The 21,728-nt window shown below is 58.7% G+C and carries 21 protein-coding genes and 3 pseudogenes; 12 read left to right on the top strand and 12 right to left on the bottom strand.

Annotated features, from left to right (window positions below; translation table 11 throughout):
• Window positions 1-9: 9 nt before the first annotated feature.
• From ACQZ48_RS16150 to ACQZ48_RS16130, 5 genes are all read right to left on the bottom strand, one after another.
• On the bottom strand, window positions 10-1,299 hold the full coding sequence (locus ACQZ48_RS16150) for an RsmB/NOP family class I SAM-dependent RNA methyltransferase (protein WP_191217351.1): 1,290 nt from the start codon (window positions 1,297-1,299) through the stop codon (window positions 10-12).
• Window positions 1,300-1,360: 61 nt separating this feature from the next.
• On the bottom strand, window positions 1,361-1,729 hold the full coding sequence (locus ACQZ48_RS16145) for a septal ring lytic transglycosylase RlpA family protein (RefSeq protein ID WP_077983751.1): 369 nt from the start codon (window positions 1,727-1,729) through the stop codon (window positions 1,361-1,363).
• 427 nt (window positions 1,730-2,156) lie between these two features.
• Entirely contained in the window at window positions 2,157-3,029 is an 873-nt protein-coding gene (locus tag ACQZ48_RS16140; RefSeq protein WP_191217352.1) for an SDR family oxidoreductase, read from the bottom strand.
• 3 nt (window positions 3,030-3,032) lie between these two features.
• The gene (gene queG, locus ACQZ48_RS16135) at window positions 3,033-4,184 is read right to left on the bottom strand and encodes a tRNA epoxyqueuosine(34) reductase QueG (protein WP_448729056.1); all 1,152 of its coding nucleotides are present in this window, start codon (window positions 4,182-4,184) and stop codon (window positions 3,033-3,035) included.
• Window positions 4,185-4,314: 130 nt separating this feature from the next.
• A complete protein-coding gene (locus ACQZ48_RS16130; RefSeq protein WP_003520121.1) occupies window positions 4,315-5,007 on the bottom strand; it encodes a glutathione S-transferase family protein in 693 nt (230 codons plus the stop codon).
• A gap of 261 nt (window positions 5,008-5,268) precedes the next feature.
• On the opposite strand from ACQZ48_RS16130, the gene ACQZ48_RS16125 reads away from it, so the two are divergent.
• The gene (locus ACQZ48_RS16125; RefSeq protein WP_191217353.1) at window positions 5,269-6,075 is read left to right on the top strand and encodes an undecaprenyl-diphosphate phosphatase; all 807 of its coding nucleotides are present in this window, start codon (window positions 5,269-5,271) and stop codon (window positions 6,073-6,075) included.
• 596 nt (window positions 6,076-6,671) lie between these two features.
• Here the strand turns inward: ACQZ48_RS16125 and ACQZ48_RS16120 are convergent.
• The 6 genes from ACQZ48_RS16120 to dnaN all read right to left on the bottom strand — a co-directional run bounded on the left by ACQZ48_RS16120 (window position 6,672) and on the right by dnaN (window position 11,387).
• Entirely contained in the window at window positions 6,672-7,652 is a 981-nt protein-coding gene (locus ACQZ48_RS16120) for a complex I NDUFA9 subunit family protein (protein ID WP_077983746.1), read from the bottom strand.
• Between the two features lie 121 nt (window positions 7,653-7,773).
• Window positions 7,774-8,061, bottom strand: a complete 288-nt coding sequence (locus tag ACQZ48_RS16115) for a DUF1330 domain-containing protein (RefSeq protein ID WP_077983790.1) — start codon at window positions 8,059-8,061, stop codon at window positions 7,774-7,776.
• 20 nt (window positions 8,062-8,081) lie between these two features.
• A complete protein-coding gene (gene pyrF, locus ACQZ48_RS16110) occupies window positions 8,082-8,789 on the bottom strand; it encodes an orotidine-5'-phosphate decarboxylase (RefSeq protein WP_003503850.1) in 708 nt (235 codons plus the stop codon).
• Between the two features lie 4 nt (window positions 8,790-8,793).
• Window positions 8,794-9,390, bottom strand: a complete 597-nt coding sequence (locus tag ACQZ48_RS16105) for a histidine phosphatase family protein (protein WP_137409645.1) — start codon at window positions 9,388-9,390, stop codon at window positions 8,794-8,796.
• Between the two features lie 95 nt (window positions 9,391-9,485).
• Window positions 9,486-10,079 carry a phospholipid N-methyltransferase PmtA gene (gene pmtA / locus ACQZ48_RS16100; RefSeq protein ID WP_077983743.1) on the bottom strand — a complete coding sequence of 198 codons (594 nt, stop codon included), beginning with the start codon at window positions 10,077-10,079 and terminating at the stop codon, window positions 9,486-9,488.
• Window positions 10,080-10,268: 189 nt separating this feature from the next.
• Window positions 10,269-11,387: a DNA polymerase III subunit beta gene (gene dnaN, locus ACQZ48_RS16095; RefSeq protein ID WP_137409646.1), complete on the bottom strand. Its 1,119-nt coding sequence runs from the start codon at window positions 11,385-11,387 to the stop codon at window positions 10,269-10,271.
• 264 nt (window positions 11,388-11,651) lie between these two features.
• On the opposite strand from dnaN, the gene rsmI reads away from it, so the two are divergent.
• The 11 genes and pseudogenes from rsmI to ACQZ48_RS16040 all read left to right on the top strand — a co-directional run bounded on the left by rsmI (window position 11,652) and on the right by ACQZ48_RS16040 (window position 21,504).
• Window positions 11,652-12,593 (top strand): 16S rRNA (cytidine(1402)-2'-O)-methyltransferase, encoded by a 942-nt coding sequence (gene rsmI, locus ACQZ48_RS16090; RefSeq protein ID WP_137409647.1) that lies wholly within the window; start codon window positions 11,652-11,654, stop codon window positions 12,591-12,593.
• Window positions 12,583-12,951, top strand: coding sequence for a YraN family protein (locus ACQZ48_RS16085; protein ID WP_137409648.1), 369 nt, complete (start codon window positions 12,583-12,585; stop codon window positions 12,949-12,951). Before rsmI ends, ACQZ48_RS16085 begins: the two co-directional genes overlap by 11 nt.
• 17 nt (window positions 12,952-12,968) lie before the next feature.
• Window positions 12,969-13,130 (top strand): annotated as a pseudogene (locus tag ACQZ48_RS16080) (maltose acetyltransferase domain-containing protein); the annotation flags it as partial.
• Window positions 13,131-13,352: 222 nt separating this feature from the next.
• Window positions 13,353-13,505 (top strand): annotated as a pseudogene (locus tag ACQZ48_RS16075) (DapH/DapD/GlmU-related protein); the annotation flags it as partial.
• Window positions 13,506-13,637: 132 nt separating this feature from the next.
• Window positions 13,638-14,936 carry an extracellular solute-binding protein gene (locus ACQZ48_RS16070; protein WP_448729034.1) on the top strand — a complete coding sequence of 433 codons (1,299 nt, stop codon included), beginning with the start codon at window positions 13,638-13,640 and terminating at the stop codon, window positions 14,934-14,936.
• An 82-nt stretch (window positions 14,937-15,018) separates the two neighbouring features.
• Window positions 15,019-15,987, top strand: a complete 969-nt coding sequence (locus ACQZ48_RS16065) for an ABC transporter permease subunit (RefSeq protein WP_170985433.1) — start codon at window positions 15,019-15,021, stop codon at window positions 15,985-15,987.
• 11 nt (window positions 15,988-15,998) lie between these two features.
• Window positions 15,999-16,841: a sn-glycerol-3-phosphate ABC transporter permease UgpE gene (gene ugpE, locus ACQZ48_RS16060; RefSeq protein WP_003520108.1), complete on the top strand. Its 843-nt coding sequence runs from the start codon at window positions 15,999-16,001 to the stop codon at window positions 16,839-16,841.
• Window positions 16,842-16,851: 10 nt separating this feature from the next.
• The gene (locus ACQZ48_RS16055; RefSeq protein WP_077983739.1) at window positions 16,852-17,952 is read left to right on the top strand and encodes a sn-glycerol-3-phosphate import ATP-binding protein UgpC; all 1,101 of its coding nucleotides are present in this window, start codon (window positions 16,852-16,854) and stop codon (window positions 17,950-17,952) included.
• A 109-nt stretch (window positions 17,953-18,061) separates the two neighbouring features.
• Window positions 18,062-18,574, top strand: a complete 513-nt coding sequence (locus ACQZ48_RS16050) for a cupin domain-containing protein (RefSeq protein ID WP_077983738.1) — start codon at window positions 18,062-18,064, stop codon at window positions 18,572-18,574.
• A 242-nt stretch (window positions 18,575-18,816) separates the two neighbouring features.
• Window positions 18,817-19,776: a glutathione synthase gene (gene gshB / locus ACQZ48_RS16045; RefSeq protein ID WP_137409651.1), complete on the top strand. Its 960-nt coding sequence runs from the start codon at window positions 18,817-18,819 to the stop codon at window positions 19,774-19,776.
• Between the two features lie 183 nt (window positions 19,777-19,959).
• Window positions 19,960-21,504, top strand: coding sequence for a YifB family Mg chelatase-like AAA ATPase (locus tag ACQZ48_RS16040; protein ID WP_191217356.1), 1,545 nt, complete (start codon window positions 19,960-19,962; stop codon window positions 21,502-21,504).
• Window positions 21,505-21,606: 102 nt separating this feature from the next.
• Here ACQZ48_RS16040 and ACQZ48_RS16035 read toward each other — a convergent pair.
• Window positions 21,607-21,728, bottom strand: a pseudogene (locus tag ACQZ48_RS16035) (IS630 family transposase); the annotation flags it as partial.

Below are 21,728 nucleotides of genomic sequence, written 5' to 3'. Positions count from 1 at the left end.
AAGACGGTACTATGCTTTGCGCTTCATCAAGCAGAAGAAGAAGCCATCCGTATCTGTGGTTGCAGGCGTTAACGTCACTGTCTTGCCGTCGGAGGAATGCGGTTTGTTCGCGTGGCCGCCGAAAGTCAAATGCCAGCGCTCCAGTGCAGAACCGATCGTAAATTCTGGATTTTCCTCACAGAAACGTCCGACCTGCTGTTCGTTTTCTTCAGGCAAAACCGAACAGGTGACATAAAGCAGCTCGCCGCCGGGCCGCACGAAACCCTTGGCCTGCGAAAGCGCCTCGCCCTGCTGCTGCACGCGTTCTTCCAGATTGCGCGCCGTCAGGCGCCATTTGGTGTCGGGACGGCGGCGCCAGGTTCCGGTGCCGGTGCAGGGTGCGTCGACCAGAACGCGGTCGAATTTTTCCTGGAACGGGGCAAGGCCCGCTGCGCGGTCATGCACCTGCACATTGCGCGTACCGGCACGCTTCAGCCGCTCGATGATCGGCGCGAGCCGCTTGCGATCGGCATCGAAAGCGTGGACCTGACCTTTATTGTTCATGCTGGCGGCCATGGCCAACGTCTTGCCGCCACCACCGGCGCAATAATCGAGGACCTGCTCGCCTTCCCGAGCACCGGCAAGATCGGCGACGATCTGCGAGCCCTCATCCTGCACTTCGAACCAGCCCTTCTGGAAGGACAGTTCGGCGGTGACATTCGGTAGGCGGGATGGGCCTTGGCCGGCGGGAATGCGCACACCCTGCCGGGCGATATGTGTGGCTTCCGCGCCGCTCTCCTCCAGCGCCTTCAGCACCTTGTCGCGCGTCGCTTTCAAGGTGTTGGCACGCAGATCAAGCGTGGGCCGTTCGTTGAGCGCCTGCGCCTCGGCGAGCCAGCGCTCTCCAAAGGCGGTTTCGAAGGAAGATTGTACCCATTCGGGTATGTCGCCCTGAATATAGGCCGGTGCGTCACCGAGGGAACGGGAGAGGAAGGCCTTCTGCCTTTCCGCATCGGGTGCGGTGGGCGCGAATTTGTCGCCGTCGAATTCCGCCTCAAGGTCCGAAAAGCTTTTGCCCCACTGCCGCAATAGAACCGCATAGGCGAGAGAGACGGCACTGTCGTCATCCATCAGCCAGGCGTGCGAGAGCTTCATGCGCAGCGCGTCATAAACGATGTTGCCGATTGCGGCCCGGTCGCCGGAACCGGCGAAACGATGGGCAAGGCCCCAATCTTTCAGAGCATCGGCGACGGGACGCCTGCGTCCCTCAATATCCGCCAATACTTCGATTGCTCCGGCCAAACGCCCGCCTAAACGCATTGTCTACCTCGTTCTTGTGCTAAGCCCGGTTGGTAGACGCGAATGGCGGCGAGGGCAAGGCTCAATCGGCCTTGACGATCTCGTAGCAGACCTTGGCGGTGCCGGAATTGATCATGCCGATGTTCTTGGCGGCCGCCTTGGAAAGATCGAGAACGCGACCCTTGATGAACGGCCCGCGGTCATTGATACGCACCACAACGGCCTTGCCATTGCGCGCATTGGTCACCTTGATCTTGGTGCCGAACCGCAAAGAGCGGTGGGCAGCGGTCAGGTGGGCAGCGTTCATGCGCTCACCCGAAGCAGTCTTGGAGGTCAACGCATACCACGATGCGCCTCCACAACCATTTGCCGCATTCGCCTGAAGAGGCGCAATGATGGAACAGGCGGCGATAGTTGCAGCGGTGAAAGTTATACGACGGATATTCAACAAACTGTACTTCCCTGAAAATCGGCCCCGCGCCGATTGATTGTGCCCTTGCTAAACGGCCATGAACTGGCCTGAACGCCTTTTGATGCGAGATTGTAGGGCGAGGGAAAAATGGCGAAAAAAAGCTGAGCTCAAATCACGAACCGTTACAGCCTGTAATATTCGTGATCGTTAGCCGGGAGCCTGTCAGAGCGTGCTTTAAGAAAAAAGTGGAAAAAATAACGCGGAATCAATAGTTAATCGAAATGCCGTTGCAGATCACGACTTCGTGAATCTGGTTCACGAAATGTAAGTGAAATATTTTTCTAATTACTCTGAATTTACTGATTTTTGGGCGGTTAATAAAATCCTAATTGGCTGAAATGAGACGAAAACCATCCGCAAAAGCGGGCTTGGAAGGATTTTTCATCACTTTTCGACAGGGGATTTTTCAGCCCCGCCAGACGCCGTTTTCCCACAATTGTCTGAGGGAGAGCCTGTACTCCGGAAAGCGGAAATCGAAGCCGAGATCGCGTATTCTGGCGTTGGAAACGCGCTTGTTCTCGCCATAAAAAGAGCGCGCCATCGGCGTCAGATCGGCGGTCTCGAAGGCCTGTTCGGGTGGCGGTTCCACCCCCATCAGCGCTGCTGCGAAGCTCACCACATCCTGCGGCGGGCAGGGTTCATCGTCGGTCACGTTGAAGATGCCACGTTCGTCTTTCGCTACAAGAAAGGCAAGTGCTGCACCGATATCCTCGACCCGGATGCGATTGAATACCTGATCTTTCTTCACTAGCCGCCGCGCCGTTCCCTTCTCGAAATTCATGAAGGTATTGCGTCCGGGGCCGTAAATTCCGGAAAGGCGCAGGATGGAAAGCGGCGCCCCCGCCTTTTCCGCCGCCGCAGTCCAGGCGGTTTCCGCAGCCACCCGTTCCACGGATCGCGCGGAGACCGGGCGGCAGGGCGTTGTCTCGTCCACCCAGGCGCCGCCATGATCGCCATAAACGCCGACGGTGGAAAGATAAGCGACCCATTTCAGATCGGGCATGAGCTTTTTCAGATCGCCGCCCAGAAGCGCAAACAGCGGATCGCCATCCTTGCCCGGCGCGACGGATTGTACGAGATGGGTAACATTGCCCATTGCGGCGACGAGTTCGTCGTTGAGTTGAATACCGTCGAAGAGCAACGGCGTCATGCCTGCGGCGGCGAGGTCTGGGAACTTGTTCTGGCTGCGTGTGGTGCCGGAAACGCTTGCTGCTTCGGTCTTTAGCGCGTTAGCGATTGCTTTTCCTGAATATCCCGCGCCGAAAATCATCACATGCATGCGTCACGCCTCTGCCAGTTGCCATTCCATTTCCGCCTCCGGATCAGGCTCCGGGGCGCGACCGGCAGAGTATGTACGGAATTCGTCCCTGTCCATAAGCCGTGACAAAGCCCATGCGGCCATGCCGCGCACCTCCGGCGAAGGGTCTGTTTCGGCAAGCGCCTTGCATTGTTCCACGAATTGCCGGTCGGCAGAGTTGCCCGCCGCGATCAGTACGTTGCGGATGAAGCGATTGCGGCCGATGCGCTTGACGGGCGAGCCGCTGAAGAAACTGCGAAAGGCGGCGTCATCGAGCGTGAGCAGGGAGGCGATGGAAGGCTCCTTCAAATCCTCGCGCGCCTGCAATTTCATCTCGGAGGCGCTGGCTGCGAATTTGTTCCACGGACAGGCGGCAAGGCAGTCGTCGCAGCCATAGATGCGATTGCCGATCATCGGCCGAAATTCGTGCGGGATCGGCCCCTTGTGCTCGATGGTGAGATAGGAAATGCAGCGGCGCGCATCCAGTTGATAGGGCGCGGGGAAAGCGGCCGTCGGACAGGCATCGAGACAGGCGCGGCACGACCCGCAATGGTCGCTCTCAGCCTCGTCAAGACAGAGTTCGGCCGTGGTGAACATGCTGCCGAGAAATAGCCACGAACCATGGGTGCGGCTGACGAGGTTGGTGTGCTTGCCCTGCCAGCCGAGACCGGCGGCGGCGGCAAGCGGTTTTTCCATTACGGGTGCGGTGTCGACAAAGACCTTTACGTGCTCGCCGGCACGCGCGGCAAAACGGGTAGCGATTTCTTTCAGCCGCCCCTTGATTACGTCGTGATAATCGCGATTGCGGGCATAGACCGAAATGGCCGCCTTGTCGGGTTGGGAAAGCAGGTCGCGCGGATCTTCTTCCGGACCGTAGTTCAGCCCGAACATGACGATGGAACGAACGTCTCCCCAGAGCGTTTTCGGCTCTGCCCGGCGGGCCTCGGTTTCCTCCATCCACGCCATCGTGCCGTGATAGCCATTGTCCAGAAACTGTCTCAGCCGTTCGGGTGCGAGCGGAATGCTGTCTGGGGCAGTGATGCGGCAGAGATCGAAGCCAAGTGAAAGCGCTTCCCGACGAACGAAGTCCGTCAGTTTATGCGCGCGTATTCGCTGCTTTTCGCTCGCGACGTCGATGGTCGTTTCTCCTGCGGGTTAATCTGCGGCATATATAATGCATGTCGCCCGAAAGTGTGCAGCGGTTTCGGGACAACGACATGCTTTACATACAGCCGCACGCCGCAGCAAATAACCGGATGGGCAGACCTTAGAAGTCCAGATCGGCGTAGTGGGAAGAAGGGGCAAGTCGGGGAATGCGTTCGCTGAGGAACGGCCGGAAGGAAGGCCGGGATTTCACCCGCTGATACCATTCCTTGGCAATCGGCGCTTCGAGCCAGTTGATCTCACCGAGATAATCCAGCACCGAGACCGCGGCAGCCGCGGCAAGATCGGCATAGCTCAACCGGTCGCCGGCCAGCCAGGTGCGCGAGCCGGCCAGCCATTCCAGATATTTGATGTGCTGGCGAATATTGTTGCGGGCGGTGCGCAGCAGCTTGGAATCCGGCGGTCCGCCACCCTGCGCCGCCGTCATCTGCAATTTATAGACCCGTTCCCGCACCAGCGGCCGGGTGACGTCGTTTTCCATCTTCTGCAGAAACCATTCCGTCAGCCGGCGGATTTCAGCGCGCTGAAACGGGTCTTCGGCAAGAAGCCGACGGTCGCGCTTCAGAACCCCGTGCGTTTCGTCAAGAAATTCCGCAAGCACATAGGGCCCGCTCAGCGAGCGCATATTGTCGTCCAGATAGACCGGCAAGGTACCGGCAGGATTGAGCGCCAGAAACTCTCGCCGTCTTTCCCATGGCTGCTCCTCCACGAGATCGGTCTGGAACCCGTATTCCGCAAGGATCAGACGAACGAACCGGGATGCGGTCGACATCGGAGAGTGATAGAGAGTTGGCATCGGTACTCAATTTTTACGATTGGTTGTCATGATCGGCATTGCCGAAAAACTTTTTCAGTTTCGCTTCATCAAGACGCTATAAGAACTCGGCTACTTTAAAACAAGTTTAACGCTATGGCATGTCTCCCAAAAGTGTGCAGCGGTTTTGGGGCAAAGACGTGCATAAAAACAAAAATTTAAAGTGCGTCGCACCGGTTCGGTCGAACGCGTCGCGCTTTATTACCTTCCATTGCCGCTTTCCCCTGAAAAGAAGGATATCTCATGGATGACCAGTCGATCATCAGCGCACTTCTGCTGGGCATTATCGAGGGTCTGACGGAGTTCATCCCCGTCTCCTCAACGGCGCATGTGCTGCTGGCCGGGCATTTCCTAGGCTTCAAATCACCCGGCAACACCTTTGCCGTTCTTATTCAGCTTGGTGCGATCCTTGCGATCCTCCTTGTTTATTTTCAGAAGCTTGTGTCGATTGCGCTCGCTTTGCCGACAAGCGCGAAAGCGCGCCGCTTCGTGCTGGCCGTTGCTCTCGCTTTCCTGCCGGCGGCGATCATCGGGGCTTTGGCGCATGACTTCATCAAGACCGTGCTGTTTGAAACGCCGATGCTCATCTGTGCGGTGCTGATCGTCGGCGGCGTCATCCTGCTTGCGGTCGATCGTATGCCGCTGAAACCGAAATATACCGACATCATGGATTATCCGCCGTCGCTTGCATTCAAGATCGGCCTCTTTCAATGCCTTGCGATGATTCCCGGCACGTCGCGGTCTGGCGCCACAATCGTCGGATCGCTGCTGATGGGAACGGACAAGCGCTCCGCCGCCGAGTTTTCGTTCTTTCTGGCAATGCCGACCATGCTCGGTGCTTTCACGCTCGATCTCTACAAGAACCGCGATGCGCTGAGCTTCGATGACGGCGCGCTGATCGCCGTGGGGTTCATCGCCGCTTTTGTCTCAGGCCTCTTCGTCGTTCGCTCTCTGCTGGATTTCGTATCGCGGCGAGGCTTTGCACCCTTCGCATGGTGGCGCATCGTCATCGGTTCGCTGGGACTGATCGCGCTTCTTGTGCTGGGGTGAGCCATCGGCGGCAATAATCTGCGCTCGCAACGAACAAAAAAGCGCCCCGGAGAACCGGCGGCGCTTTTTCTTTGAAACTTTTAAAGTCCGATCAGTTGGTGCTGATCGAAGCCGTTGCGCAGGGGTCGACGCCATAGGCTGGAGCGCAACCGCTCTTGCCCGCTGCAACCGTTCCCGGCGCCATGAAAGAACCCGCCAGAACCACCAAAGCCGCACACGCAAAAAAGAGTGCGATAGATCTGCCCATTTTATGATTGCCTTTCAGACGTTCGTTCGCGCGGATCATGCCGCCGTGTGTGAATTGAGGGTTCGGGATATGTTTGGAATGTGGCGAATATCAATAAAGCAGCTTGTTGAATACCGGGTTAATGCGAAGTCTTTTCCACAGTTGCGCTTGTGCCACGCTTGCCTGTGGAGCCCGGACGACCGTTAACTTTTACCCGGCTTTGCAACGCAGCCTTAGTTCATTCAACACCTCCCCTGCAGTTGAGGGGAAAATGCGCGAATAGCGGTTTGGTTGCGATTGAATTGCGCAAAAACAAAAAGCGGGAATGGCTCCCGCTTTCGTTTCTGAGCGATGAGGCTAAAGGCAGGCCTCAGGCCGCTTTTCCGGCATTGGAGAACTGGCCGTGCGGGCGATATTGCACCATGTAGGAAGGCAGAACCGACGCAACGCGAACAGGGGTGATGCCGATACCTTCCAGCGTCAAGCCGTTCTTTTCGGCGTCAGTGGAAACGACATTGTCTTTTTTCAGCATGGTTACCTGATCGGGCGTCAGCGGCGGCGCAATCAGAGGTACCATTGAAGCGATCTTTCCAATCATCGACGCGACGCCGAAAGGCAGGTTGACGAAAGGACGCTGCCGGTAGGTCGCGGCAAGAACCGCCTCGAGACAGTCACGGAACGTCATGACATCCTGACCGCCGAGTTCATAGATCGCGCCTGGCTTTAGCTTGCCATCGACGCCACGGGCGACGGCTTCCGCGACATCCTCGACATAAACAGGCTGGAACCTGGTTTTTCCGCCGCCGATCAGCGGCAGGAACGGCATGCTGCGGGCCATCTTCGCGAACTTGTTGAAGAAATCGTCTTCCGGTCCAAATATGATCGACGGGCGCAGGATCACGGCGTCAGGAAGGGCGGAATGAATTGCGGCCTCGGCGCGGCCCTTGGTGCGGCCATAACCGGTTGGCGAATTGGCGTCCGCGCCGATGGCGGAGATATGCGTCAGTGTCGCACCCGCGTCGCGGGCCGCCTCAGCAATGGCTTTCGCGCCGAATTCCTGTACGGCGTCAAACGTGTTGCGACCGCTTTCGGTCAGGATGCCGACGCAATTGACCACATGGTCGGCGTCTTCCACGGCTTTGACGATGGAATCGCGATAACGCAGGTTCGCCTGGGCGAAGGAAATCTGGCCGACATTGCCGAGCGGCTGCAGGAAACCGGCGAGATCCGGGCGGCGCACGGCGACACGGATGCGGTAACCGCGCTTCGCAAGTATCCGCACGACATGCCGCCCGACAAAACCCGAACCGCCGAAAACGGTGACGAGGGGTGGAAGGTTGGCCAAGGTCATGGGAGGCTCCTCAGAAGCTGTCGATAAAGCGTTTTTCAGTCTCTTAGCCCAAAGCTACGCGCGCGTGAAGAGCGGTTGTCGCAAGGCTTGAGGCTAGTTTGGGAAATGCGGTTGACGGTCCTCAAATTCCTTCGACGATCATCATCTGCGCATCTGCCACTTCCTGGCGGATTTTAGCCGCCGCCTGGTATTCGGGAGAGTTGTAGCAGTCAATCGCATGCTGGACGGACGGGAATTCGATGACAACGTTGCGCGCACGCGCCTTACCTTCCAGTTCCGTCACCGAACCGCCGCGAGCCAGAAAATTGGCGCCGAACCGCTCGAAGGCGGGCTTGGCTGTGGAGACATAGTCCTTGTAACGCTCGCTGTCGCGTACATCGACCTGGGCGATCCAATATCCCTTTGCCATTTCATCTCCTCCTGTCATCGTTACTGATTGGCCGGGAAGCTGGCGCGCAGCATATCGTCCAGAATGGCGCGGGCCGCCGCTTTCGGGTCTTCCGCCCTGACGATGGGGCGGGCGACAACCAGATGGCTCGAACCGGCCTTGATGGCATCGTAAGGCGTCATCACACGCTTCTGATCGCCGAGATCAGCGCCGGCTGGGCGAATGCCGGGGGTGACCACGGCAAGGTCTGGGCCGAGGATTTCGCGCACGGCAGTCGATTCTTCCGCCGAACAGACGATGCCGCCCATGCCCGCCTCGCGTGCCTGCTCCGCCCGGCGCAGCACCAGCGAACGGGCGTCAGAAGCATAACCCGCCTCGGCGAGATCGACGTCGTCCATCGAGGTGAGCACGGTGACGCCCAGCAGGCAAAGGCCGGAGCCTTCAGCGGCCTTGACGGCAGCGCGCATCGCTTTCGGATAGGCGTGCAGCGTCAGCATCGACATGCCCATGCGGGCGATGTTTTCGACACCGGAGGCGACGGTATTGTCGATATCGAGCAGCTTCATGTCGAGAAAGACCTTCTTGCCGCTCTGGACAAGGTCACGCGCGAATTCGAGACCGCCGGCGAAGACCAGCTGATAACCGATCTTGTAGAACAGAACCTCGTCGCCGATTTTCGAAACGATGTCTTCGGCCTGCTGCACAGTCGGAACATCCAGCCCGACGATGAGTTTTTCGCGCGCGGTCATTGTCTTATCCCTGCCATGTTTCCATTGCCGTCCAGTCGCATGTGGGGGGCGCGGCTGCAAGTGAAAAGTCGGCGATGGAGAAGCGAAAGAGATTGCCACCGCCGGGCGGCTGGTCCTCGGCGCGGCTGATGCCACGGCCTTCGATATGGCATTTCAGAAGCGTGCCAACGCCACCATGACCGACAAAGGCGATCGGCTGCTGCGGGTCGTGCCGGTCAAGAACGGCTTTGACCGCCCCGACGATACGCGCCTGCGCGTCGATTGCACGCTCCCAGCCGTGAAAGCTTTCCTCGGGATGGGCGAAGAACCAGTCCGCCGCCTTTTCGAATTCCGGCGACGGCAGGAAGCCGGTGGCGGACCGGTCGTTTTCATGCATCGCCTCGACGATGTTCACGTCCGCCCCGGAGGCTTCAGCCAGGATGCGGGCGGTTTCGATCGCCTTGGTCTCGGCGCTGGAAACGATGTGGCGCAATGACCGTGCCCAGGGCAGGCGGCTTGCCTCGCGCGTCCGCTCGGCGCCCCTGTCCGAAAGCCCCCATTCGGGAACGGGAACGGCCGGATCGATCTTGACCTGCGGGTGGGTAATGTAGAGCGCATGCATGGCAATCGGTCCTCAAGGGCGGCGGAAAGGGCAAATCAATACCCTAACCATCCGCCGTGACCTGGAAATGACGGGTTCCGGCGCTCCGTCGACTATCAGGCCCGCGTGTAGGTCCACAATTGCGCCGGCGGAATATTGCGCACGATGAAATCGAAATGACGGATGTGATAGAGATGCGGCTGCGCAACGATCGGGGAAATCGGACCGTAGGATATCTGCACGACGGGGCGGCCATGGGGGACGCGCTTCAGCAATTCGTCGAGAAGCTTGATACGGGCGGCCATGGGAAAATTCAGCATCGGTACGGCGGAAATGACGCTGTCGAACATCTGGCCCGCGTGTTCGCCAAGCGTGGAATCGAGATCGAAGGCGTCGCCATTGACGAAATTGACGCCCGGATAGCTCCTGAGCAGCTGATTGTAGAAATCGGTGGAATATTCGATGGCGGTGAGGTTCTCCGGCTTGATGCCGCGCGCCAGAATGGCCTTGGTGATGACGCCCGTGCCCGGGCCGAGTTCGAGAACCGGCAGGCCGGAATGGGGATTGATGACACTCGCCATTTTTTTCGCCGTGATCGTCGATGTCGGAACAATGGCTCCGACTTTTTTCGGCTGGCTGACCATACCTTTGAAAAAGCGGATTTCTTCCTCAAATTTCTGTTCAAGCCGTTGCTTCAGGTTAAGTGCCATAGTTCCCTCAGATGCATTTGGTCATTGTCAAAAAACTGTTACGCAATGTTGATCCCATTTGGCGCAAAAACAAGGCAAAATGTCGTAACTGGAAAAATTCGTCTACGGTTCAAGAAGCGCTGCCGAATCAAGAAAAGCCGGTGAAGCGTTCCACCGGCTTTTCGATGAAATTTGCGGAAAATTCCCGTTTCAAACGCGCATCGGCATCAAAACGTAAAGCGCGTCGTCGCCGGCGGTGTCGCGTACGAGCGTCGGCGAGCCGGCGTCTGCCAGCAGGAAAATCGCGTCGTCGCCGGAAAGCTGCGAGGTGATGTCGAGGAGATATTTGGCGTTGAAGCCGATTTCCATCGAATCATTGTCGTAACCGACAGCCACTTCTTCCGTCGCACTGCCCGAATCCGGGTTGTTGACGGTCAGCGTTAGCTGGCCGTTGGTGAGCGCGAGCTTCACGGCGCGGCCGCGCTCGGAAGAAATGGTCGAGACGCGGTCGACAGCCTGCGCGAAGGTCTGGCAATCGACCCGCATTTCCTTGTCGTTGCCGGTAGGGATCACGCGCTGGTAGTCCGGAAAGGTGCCGTCGATCAGCTTCGAGGTCAGAACGACAGAGCCGATTGTCAGGCGGATTTTCGCATCCGATACTTCAACCGTCACTTCCAGTTCAGGGTTGTCCATCAGCTTCTGTAGTTCGCCCACCGTCTTGCGCGGGATGATGATGCCCGGCATGCCTTCGGAGCCGGACGGCGCATCCACATCGGCGCGGGCCAGGCGGTGACCGTCGGTCGCGACAGCGCGCAGCTTCAGATCGCCATTGCTCTCGATGGTGTGGAAGAAGATGCCGTTTAGGTAATAACGCGTCTCTTCGGTCGAAATCGCAAACTGTGTGCGGTCGATCAGCATCTTCAGGTCGGTCGCCTTCAGTTTGAAGGTGTGGCTGAAGGTGCCGGCGGTCAGGTCAGGAAAATCCGCTTCCGGCAGGCATTGCAGCGAGAATTTCGAGCGGCCGGAGGCGACGGTCATGGTTGAACCATCAGGGTTGGTCGCCAGAAGCACTTCGGAACCATCCGGCAGCTTGCGCACGATTTCATAAAGCAGGTGAGCCGGCACGGTGGTGGCGCCGGCCTGCTCCACCATAGCCGGGGTCGCTTCGGTGATTTCGAGATCGAGGTCGGTCGCCTTCATGTCCAGATTGGCGCCGGAGGCGCGCAGCAGAACGTTGGACAGGATCGGGATCGTGTTGCGACGCTCGACGACCCTGTGGACGTGGTTCAGCGATTTCAGAAGGTTCGACCGCTCAAGAGTAATACGCATGGACGCTACCGCTTTCAACGTTGCGAACCGGCCACCGCCGGATCGGCAAGAAGAGTCTTCACCGGCAAAAAGCCGGACAATGTGGACGGGCAAAATGGCAGAGTTATTGCAGAAAATGCAAGAGCCGAGTTCATCTGCCTCCGCTCATTTTGCTGCTATACAACATGATCCACAGGTTGGGACTGTCGATGGAGCTTGTTCGCCGGTTTTCTATTGCCCATAAAGGAAAAAACCGGAGCGACCGGCCGGCAAGGGTCGGCCAGAATGATTGGAAGCCGTGTGACGCAGGAAATATCGAACAGTGATGCCAGACAGGCGGCGAAGGAATTCAGGATCGGCACGGCCACCGTTCCTGCGCGGCCGCTGGAGCCGGCGCTTTATCTCGTCGCCACACCCATCGGCAATCTTGGCGATATCACCATCCGCGCGCTGGAAACGCTGGCCTCGGCCGATGTTCTCGCCTGCGAGGATACCCGCGTCACCCGCATCCTGCTTGAGCGTTATGGCATCCGCACGCGTCCGCTCGCCTATCACGAACACAATGCCAATGAAGCGGGACCGAAGCTCATTGCCGCGCTGGAGGCCGGAAAATCCGTGGCACTGGTATCGGACGCCGGAACGCCGCTGGTGTCCGATCCCGGTTATCGTCTTGGCCAGCTGGCGCTTGAGGCAGGCCATCGCGTCGTGCCGGTGCCGGGCGCATCGGCGCCGCTTGCCGCTCTTGTCGGTTCCGGTATGCCGAGCGATGCATTTCTGTTTGCGGGTTTCCTACCGGTGAAGGATCACGGCAAGCGCGACCGTTTTGCCGAACTTGCGAAAATCCCCGCCACTTTGATCTTTTTTGAATCGCCGCGCCGCATTGGCGCCACCGTCAAGGTGGCGTCGGAAGTGCTTGGCCACGACCGGCGCGCCGTGGTGTGCCGCGAACTGACCAAGACTTTCGAGGAGTTTCGGCGCGGCACGCTCAGCGAGCTTGCCGATTATTATGACGAGGATCGTGTGGTGAAGGGCGAGATCGTGCTGCTGGTGGAGCCACCCTCCTATGACGACATTCCCGATATCGAGGATGTCGAGAAGCTCCTGAAAGATCTTGTCTCAACCATGTCCGCCGCCAAGGCTGCCGGTGAAGCGGCGAAGCTGACGGGCCTGCCCCGTAAGGAGCTTTATCAGCGGCTGCTGGATATGAAGGACAGGAATGGCGGCTGACGCGCAAAGGGACAAAAGGCGTAATGCCGAGCGGCGCGGCCACACCGCGGAATATTGGGCCGCACTTTATCTGCTGGCGAAAGGATATCGCATCCTCGCCATTCGGTATCGCACCCGGCTGGGGGAAATCGATCTCATCGCCCGTAAGAAGAATCTCGTTGCCATCATCGAGGTCAAGGCGCGCGCTTCGGGTGAGAGCGCGGTGAATGCCGTCGGTTTCCATTCGCAACAGCGCATCCGCGCGGCTGCCGATCTCTGGCTCTCCCGTCGCAAGGATGCCGACCGTCTTTCACTGCGCTTCGATATTGTCGCCATTCTGCCACGACGCCTGCCGCAGCACTTTATCGACGCATTTTAAGAGGGAGGGGGAAGCCAATGTCCACCGAGCGGGAAAAGATGGCCGCGGGCGAATGGTACAACTGCATGGATGCCGAACTGGATTTGCTGCGCGGCCATGCGCGACGGGCGGTTCACCAGCACAATACCATGCAGCCGGATAAGCGCGGTGCCATCGGGCCGCTACTGCGCGCCCTTTTTGCTTCTGCGGGTGAAGGGGCATTTATCGAGGCGCCGTTTCATTGCGCCTACGGCCTCAACGTCACGCTGGGCAGGAATGTCTATCTCAATGCCGGCTGCACAATTCTCGATTCTGCGAAGGTCGCGATAGGCGACGGCGCGATGCTTGGTCCCGCCGTGCAGATCTATTGTGCGGAGCACCATCTGGACCCGGTTCCGCGCGCGCAGGGGATTGAAATCGCAAAGCCCGTCACGATTGGCCGCGATGTCTGGATTGGCGGCGGAGCGATCATTCTGGCCGGTATCACCATCGGTGACGGCGCAATTGTCGGCGCCGGTTCGGTGGTGACGCGCGATGTGCCGCCAGGTGCAACGGTCGTGGGAAATCCGGCCCGACCCATAAATCGTATAGCCGGCTGAGATTGTCCGTACGCGCTGTAATAAATCTGACACGGAACTGTCAAAGAGGCGTCATGGAACGCCTCTATTCGCATCCTCATCCCAATAAATGGTGGAGAGGATTTAGTAATGTTGAAGAAGATTTCCATGGCCGCGGTGGCCGTCAGCATGTCGGCAACATCTTCCATGGCTGCGACCAACATCACTTGGTGGCACGGCATGGGCGGCCGCAATGGCGAAGTCATCAACGAAGTCGCCCAGAAGTTCAACGAAGCCCAGAAAGAATGTGCGCTGACGCCGGTTTCCAAGGGCTCCTACGAAGAAGCCCTGGCCAGCGGCATCGCTGCCTTCCGCTCCGGCGAGCAGCCGAATATCCTCCAGGTTTTTGACGCTGGCGCCGCCACCATCATCAACGCCAAGGGCGCTGTCATTCCTGCCGAAGACCTCATCAACAAGGCTGGCTACAAGTTCGACCGCGACGCCTTCATCAACGGCGTTCGGTATTTCTATGCTGCCGCTGACGGCAAGTTCGTCGGCATGCCGTTCAACTCCTCCGCTCCCATCATGTATGTCAACGACGAAGCCCTGAAGAAGGCCGGCGTCGAAGCGCCGAAGACCTGGGAAGAGTTCGAGCAGGTGGCGCCGAAGCTTAAGGAAGCCGGCTATATTCCGCTCGTCCAGTCGCAGCTGACCTGGCAGTTCACGGAAAACTTCTTCTCCCGCAACAACATCCAGTTCGCCACCAACAATAACGGCTACGACAGCGTCACCGACACCAAGCTTAAGGTCACCGACCCGAACCTCGTCATGATGTTCGACAAGCTGAAGGACTGGAAGGACAAGGGCCTGTTCGCCTATCACGGCGCCGGCTGGAACGACAACCAGAAGCCCTTCGAAGAAGGCAAGGTCGCCTTCTGGATCGGTTCTTCGGGTTCCTTCGGCGGCCTGCAGAAGACGGCGACCATGCCGTTCTCGGCAACCTTCCTTCCCTACTGGGGTTCCATCAAGGGCGCCGGCACCAACTCCTTCATCGGTGGCGCTGCGCTCTTTGCGATGTCGGGCAAGTCTGAAGCCGAAAACAAGTGCGTGGCCGACTTCTTCCAGTTCCTGACCTCGCCGGAAATCCAGGTCTTCTACCACAAGGCAACCGGTTACGTCGCCATCACCAAGGCCGCTTACGAAAAGGCGAAGGCTGAAGGCTACTACAAGGAAAAGCCGGTCGCCGAAGTCGGTATTCAGCAGCTGTCGCTGCCGGGTGGTGAATGGTCCAAGGGTTACCGCCTCGGCTTCTACCCGCAGATCCGCGCTGTCATGGAACGCGAATATAACCGCATCTTCTCCGGCGAAGTCACGCCGAAGGACGCCTTCGATATCATCGAGAAGGAAGGCAACGACCTGCTCGCCCGTTTCGCCAAGACGGCCGGCTGATCGATCTTTACGAAACCAATGACCATTGCCGAGCCTCCTTTCCCACGGAAGGGGGCTCGCTCTTGGATAAGGAAGCGCAAGCGTGGCCTATTCATCGTCTCAACCGCGTCGGTTTTTGTCCGGCTGGTCCGCAAAGGCTGCAAAGCCAGCAAAACCTGCCGACGCCGGCATGAAGCGCGTGCAGTTCTCCTCGTCCTACGTGCCCTACCTGTTTCTGGCGCCGCAGCTTGCGGTGATTTTCATCTTCTTCTACTGGCCGTCGGTTCAGGCCATACATTCGTCCTTTTATATTGAAGACCCGTTCGGTTTTGGCGCCTCCTTCGTCGGATTTGCCAACTATTCCGATGCGATCTTCAGCCCCGAATATCTCAGCATCGCCAAATTCACGGTTGTATTCACCGTGCTGGTCACCTTCTTTTCGCTGGCGCTTGGCTTGCTGCTCGCCGTCAAGGCGGATGCGGTCATTCGCGGCAGCTCGACATACAAGACACTGCTGATTTCCGTCTATGCCATCGCGCCGCCTGTCGCCGGTCTCATCGGCATGATGTTTTTCGACCAGCATATCGGCCCCTTCGTCAAAATGGCCGCGTTTCTCGGCTGGGACATGAAGGTCGGCCTCAATTATTTCGATACGGCCTTCGCCATGATCGTCGTTGCGGTCTGGAAGCAGATTCCTTACAATTTCATCTTCTTCCTTTCGGGGCTTCAGGGTGTCCCGGTTTCGGTGCGGGAAGCCGCCGCCATCGACTGCCGCTCGGGTTTTCGACGGTTCTGGACGGTGATCATGCCGCTTCTGGCGCCCACGGCCTTCTTCCTGCTGATCATCAACATCACCTATGCGCTCTTCGACACATTCGGCGTTATCGACGTGATGGTGAAGGACAAGGCAGCCAATAATCCGATCACGCTGGTCTACAAGGTGTTTCTGGACGGTTTCCGCGGCAATGACATCGGTGGGTCTTCCGCCCAGTCCGTCATTCTGATGCTGGTCGTCTTCGTTCTCACCATCATCCAGTTCCGCTTCATCGAAAAGCGCATCCATTACAATTGAGGGAAAAGACCATGTACAAGACAAAGCCCCTCGATCATCTCGTGCTGATCATCGGCGCGCTGTTCTTGATATTGCCGGTCATCGTGGCCTTCATGACCTCCACGCATACCGCTGCGGAAATTCACCGCAGTGGTCTGACGATGGTTCCCGGCGACAATTTCATCGAGACTTATGAAAAGGTCCTGACCCAGAAGGGCGGCTTTACCGGGCAGATCACGGGTCTCAACATGGTGTTGAATTCGCTGATCCTCGGCATCGGTTTTGCCGTCGGCAAGATCGTGCTGTCGATGACCGCGGCCTATGCGATCGTCTATTTCCGCTTCCGGTTCGCAACGCTCGCCTTCTGGATCATCTTCACCACGCTGCTTCTGCCGCTCGAAGTGCGCATCATGCCGTCCTATGAGGTGATGAGCAAACTCGGCCTTTTGAACTCCTATACCGGCCTCATCGTGCCGCTTCTCGCTTCGGCGACGGGCACCTTCTATTTCCGGCAATTCTTCAAATCCGTGCCGGAGGAGTTGCTGGAGGCTGCCCGTATCGATGGCGCGGGTCCGGTGAAATTCTTCATCGACGTTCTCATCCCGCTGTCCCGCACCATGATGGCGGCGATCTTCATCATCATGTTCGTTTATGGCTGGAACCAGTATCTCTGGCCCATGCTGATGACGACGGATGAGGGCTTCTTCACCCTGATGCGCGGCATCAAGTCGATCCTGCAGGTCTGGGTCGGTTCGCAAATTCCCGATTACAACGAAGCTTTCGCGCTCGCCGTGCTGGCCATGCTGCCGCCGGTGCTGATCGTCGTCATTTTCCAGCGCTGGTTCATAAAGGGCCTGACCGAAAGCGATAAATAAGGAGACCGAAATGGCCGCGATAGACATCAGTCAGGTCTGCAAGGATTATCATGGCGGCGTGCGTGCCGTGCATCACGTCGATATCGACATCAGGGACGGTGAATTCATCGTTCTGGTCGGCCCCTCCGGCTGCGGCAAATCCACGCTCCTGCGCATGGTTGCTGGGCTTGAGGATATTTCCGAAGGCACGGTGAAGATCGGCGACCGGGTGGTCAATCAGGCCGATCCGGCAGACCGCGATATTGCCATGGTGTTTCAGAACTACGCGCTCTATCCGCATATGTCGGTGCGACAGAACCTGGAATACGGTTTGAAGAACCGCAAGACGCCGAAGGAGGAGATCGATGCGCGTGTGGCTGAAGCCGCGCGCATGCTGCAGCTTGAACCCTATCTGGACCGCAAGCCGCGCGCCCTGTCCGGCGGCCAGCGGCAGCGTGTGGCCATGGGCCGCGCCATCGTGCGCAAACCGGCGGCCTTCCTGTTCGACGAGCCCCTGTCCAATCTCGACGCCAAGCTGCGCGTTTCCATGCGGGGCGAAATCAAGCGCCTGCAAAAACGTCTCGGCACCACCTCGATTTATGTCACTCACGATCAGCTGGAAGCGATGACGCTGGCCGATCGTCTTGTGGTGTTGAATGGCGGTCGTATCGAACAGATCGGCGCACCGCTCGATGTCTATCACACCCCTGCCTCGACCTTCGTTGCGAGTTTCATCGGCTCTCCCGCCATGAACCTGCTGAACGCAGAGTTGCATGGTGATAGCCTCGCCATCGGTCCGTCGCTCTTTGCGCTCAACGGTTTCGCACCTGCCTCAGGGTCGGTGACGGTTGGCATGCGGGCGGAAGATCTCCGCCTCGCTGCGGCAGGTGAGCAGGGCTTCCCGCTTCGGGTCGATTATATCGAGGAACTGGGCTCGCAGCGTCTCATCCACGGCATGATCGGCGAACAGAACCTGACCGTTGCCTTCCCGCCGGATGTCGAGGTTCCGTCTGCGCTCTCGGTCACGATCGCGCCGGAAAAACTGCATTTCTTCTCCAGCGAAACCGGCAAGCGTATCGCCGGCAAAGCGGAGCAGTTGGCGGCGCGGCCCGCGCAAATGGCGACGGCCTGAGCGCATCGCAGAAATCGGCGCGATGACTAAAATTGCGCCGATTGTCAAAACCGCTTTGTTACGATCCCGATGATAGAAGACCTCCAATATTTCACGGGGGTTTTCTCATATGTCCTTCAAAATGATGTTCGCTGCCGCGGCAACCATGGCGATCCGCACGGTGCCGATTTTGCCGGCCTATTTGCGCCGGTCAAAAGATGAGGCTGTTGTCAGCGCGTCCTGCACCGATCTGCGGCTTCAACCGGCGCCCATCAATCCGGACTGGATCATTTCCGGCAATCCTCAGGCGCGGGCGGCAGATCATTCCAGAAGCGGCGACCGTGCTTCAAGCACCGCCATGTGGGATTGTACGGCTGGTGAGTTCCGATGGTTCTTCGGCTGGGATGAAACCGTCTATATTCTGGAAGGCGAGGTGCATGTGACGGCCGAAGACGGTTCGGTTAGCATCCTGCGGGTTGGGGACGTCGCCTATTTTCGGGCTGGAACATGGGCCACCTGGCGGGTGGATGATTATGTTCGCAAGGTCGCCTTCATGCGCCGTCCGTTCCCCAAGGCGCTGGCTTTTGCCTATCGCGTCAAGAACAAGCTGTTTGCCGGCCGTTCCTATAAGCTGGCGGCCTGAACCCATAAAACATTGCGGTTGGCGGGGCCCGCAAGGCTCCGCCGGCAGAATTGTGAAGGTTCAATAAAACTCACACAAACCACCGCTTGCAGCCGTTGCCTTTGAAGGGTCGCTGCCCTACATCTTCAGGGTTTTCTGAAGCATTTCCGGGTTTCTCCTGGTCCTGCAGGGAAGCTTGAAAAGGTGAGGCAATGGGCACCGCGGGCCGCAAAGCGTCCGCATGCTGCAAGAGGAACATTCGCATGGCGAAGATCAAGAACGTCGCGATCCAGATGGATCATGTCTCCGGAATCAATATCGCCGGTGACTCCACCTTCGCCATGAGCCTTGAGGCGCAGGCGCGCGGATATCGGTTGTTCCATTATACGCCGGAGCGCCTTTCCATGCGTGATGGCAAGATTTACGCCACTGTTGAGCAGATGGAACTGCGCGATATCAAAGGCGACCATTTCTCCCTGTCCGAACCGGAGCGTGTCGATCTGTCGATGATGGATGTCATCCATCTGCGTCAGGATCCGCCATTCGACATGGCTTACATCACCTCGACCCATCTGCTGGAGCGCATTCATCCGAAAACGCTGGTGGTCAACGATCCCGCCTGGGTGCGCAACTCGCCGGAAAAGATTTTCGTCACCGAATTCGCCGATCTGATGCCCAAGACGCTGATCACCAAGGACGTGGAGGAAATCGCCCGCTTCCGCAATGAAATGGGCGATATCATCCTCAAGCCGCTTTACGGAAATGGTGGTGCAGGCGTCTTCCATTCCGCGCGCGACGACCGCAACTTCTCCTCTCTGCTGGAGATGTTCGGCCAGATGTTCCGCGAGCCTTACATCGCCCAGCAATATCTGCCTGACGTCCGCAAGGGCGACAAGCGCATCCTCCTGGTAGACGGCGAGCCGGTTGGCGCAATCAACCGCGTGCCGGCGGAAAACGACGCCCGCTCCAACATGCATGCCGGCGGCCGACCTGAACCGACGGAGCTGACGGCGCGTGAAAAGGAAATCTGCCGCCGCATCGGCCCTGCCCTGCGGGAGCGCGGTTTCCTCTTCGTTGGCATCGATGTCATCGGCGATTATCTCACCGAAATCAACGTCACCTCACCAACCGGTATTCGCGAAGTGCGCAAATTCGGCGGCGCCGATGTGGCGAGCCTGCTGTGGGACGCGATCGAGAAAAAGCGCGACGCTCAGGAGTTCTGAAGCGATCTCAATCGCTCCCGGTTTGTTCCATGCGTACAACTCGATACAACTAAAATACATCGCATGCGAGAAATTGTTCTCTAGGTGTTCTTGTTTTATTCTTTTCTCTGTGGCACGTTGCTTGCGGGCGGCTGCCTTGGAACATGAAGTTCAGATGACGCGGCCGGTTTGCGGGGGCAGGCCATGGTGGCAAGGGTCAATACGGTTGCGTTTCAGGGCATAGAGGGCGTGCCAGTCGAGGTGCAGGTGATGGTTGCACCCGGAAAGATCGGTATCCAGATTGTCGGCCTGCCGGACAAGGCGGTCGCCGAAAGCCGCGAGCGAGTGCAGGCCGCCCTGCATGCCTCGGGTCTGGCCTTGCCGGCAAAAAAAGTCACCGTCAATCTGGCGCCTGCCGATCTGCCCAAGGAAGGGTCGCATTTCGATCTTCCAATCGCTCTCGGCCTCATGGCTGCTCTGGGTGCCATACCGGCGGAAGCGCTCAGCCAGTATGTGGTTCTCGGCGAACTCAATCTCGATGGTACGATCGGCATGGTTTCGGGCGCGCTGCCGGCGGCCATCGGCGCCAATGCGCTCGGCAAGGGGCTGATTTGCCCGGCCGAAAGTGGGCCGGAAGCGGCCTGGGCCGGCGCCGGCATCGATATTCTAGCCCCGCGTAGTCTCATTGCGCTTGCCAATCATTTTCGCGGCACCCAGCTTCTGTCGCGCCCCGCACCTGCCATCCGTGCCAATCCGGTCAATCTGCCGGATCTGGCCGATATCAAGGGGCAGGAGACGGCCCGGCGCGCGCTGGAAGTGGCGGCTGCGGGTGGCCACAATCTGCTGATGGTTGGCCCGCCCGGTTCTGGCAAATCCATGCTCGCCGCTCGGCTGCCCTCAATTCTGCCACCGCTGGAGGCTGCGGAATTGCTGGAAGTGTCCATGGTTCACTCCATCGCCGGCCAATTATCGGGCGGCAAGCTGTCGGACCGCAGACCGTTTCGTACGCCACACCATTCCGCCACCATGGCCGCGCTGATCGGCGGAGGGCTGCGGGCCAAACCGGGGGAGGCCTCGCTTGCCCATCACGGCGTTCTTTTTCTGGATGAGTTTCCGGAATTCTCACCCCAGGTGCTGGATGCGCTGCGCCAGCCGCTGGAGACTGGCGAATGCATCATCGCGCGGGCCAATCATCGCGTCAGCTATCCCGCGGAAATCCAGCTCGTTGCGGCGATGAACCCCTGCCGCTGCGGCATGGCGGGAGAGCCGGGTTTCACCTGTGCCCGAGGCCCGCGTTGTGTGACGGATTATCAGGCCCGCATTTCCGGTCCGCTGCTGGATCGTATCGATATCCGTATCGACGTTCCCGCCGTCTCCGCCGCCGATCTTATCCGCCCCGTCGCGTCCGAGCCGAGTGCGGCAGTGGCCGGCCGTGTCGCCCGGGCTCGCCTTGCGCAGCAGGAACGCTACGCGGCGGCGGGATTTGCCGCCATTCGCACGAATGCCCGCTGCACGACGACCTTGATAGAAAAATATGCCGAGCCGGATGCGTCCGGGCTGCAATTGCTGCGCGATGCGGCTGAGCGGTTGAAGTTCTCCGCGCGCGGTTATCATCGCATTCTCAAGGTTGCCCGCACCCTGGCCGATCTGGATGGCAAACAAACGGTCGGCCGCATCCACGTGGCGGAAGCTGTGTCCTATCGTATCGCTGGCGAAAGGCTGACGGCGGCGACCCAGAGCATCCAGTAGAGATATGAAGCGGTTTTTCGTCCGGAAAATGTTTAGAAACAAGGAGGTAGGGGCCGTCCAACGATTCCGCTTAAACTGGAATTGCCCTAGAGCAGATCCTGCTCAATCCGGGTCATAGCCTGCAACCCTGAAGTAGTTTGCGCATTCCTCCGATGTGAATCGGGGGATCAATGTGCCGACGGCATCCCATAGGGCGTCGATTTTCCGCTCCGCTCGAGCCCGTA

The organism is Agrobacterium sp. 22-209-1 (assembly GCF_053522485.1).
Note: the sequence above shows the minus strand (reverse complement) of the source record. Positions and strands in the feature narration are given on the sequence as shown.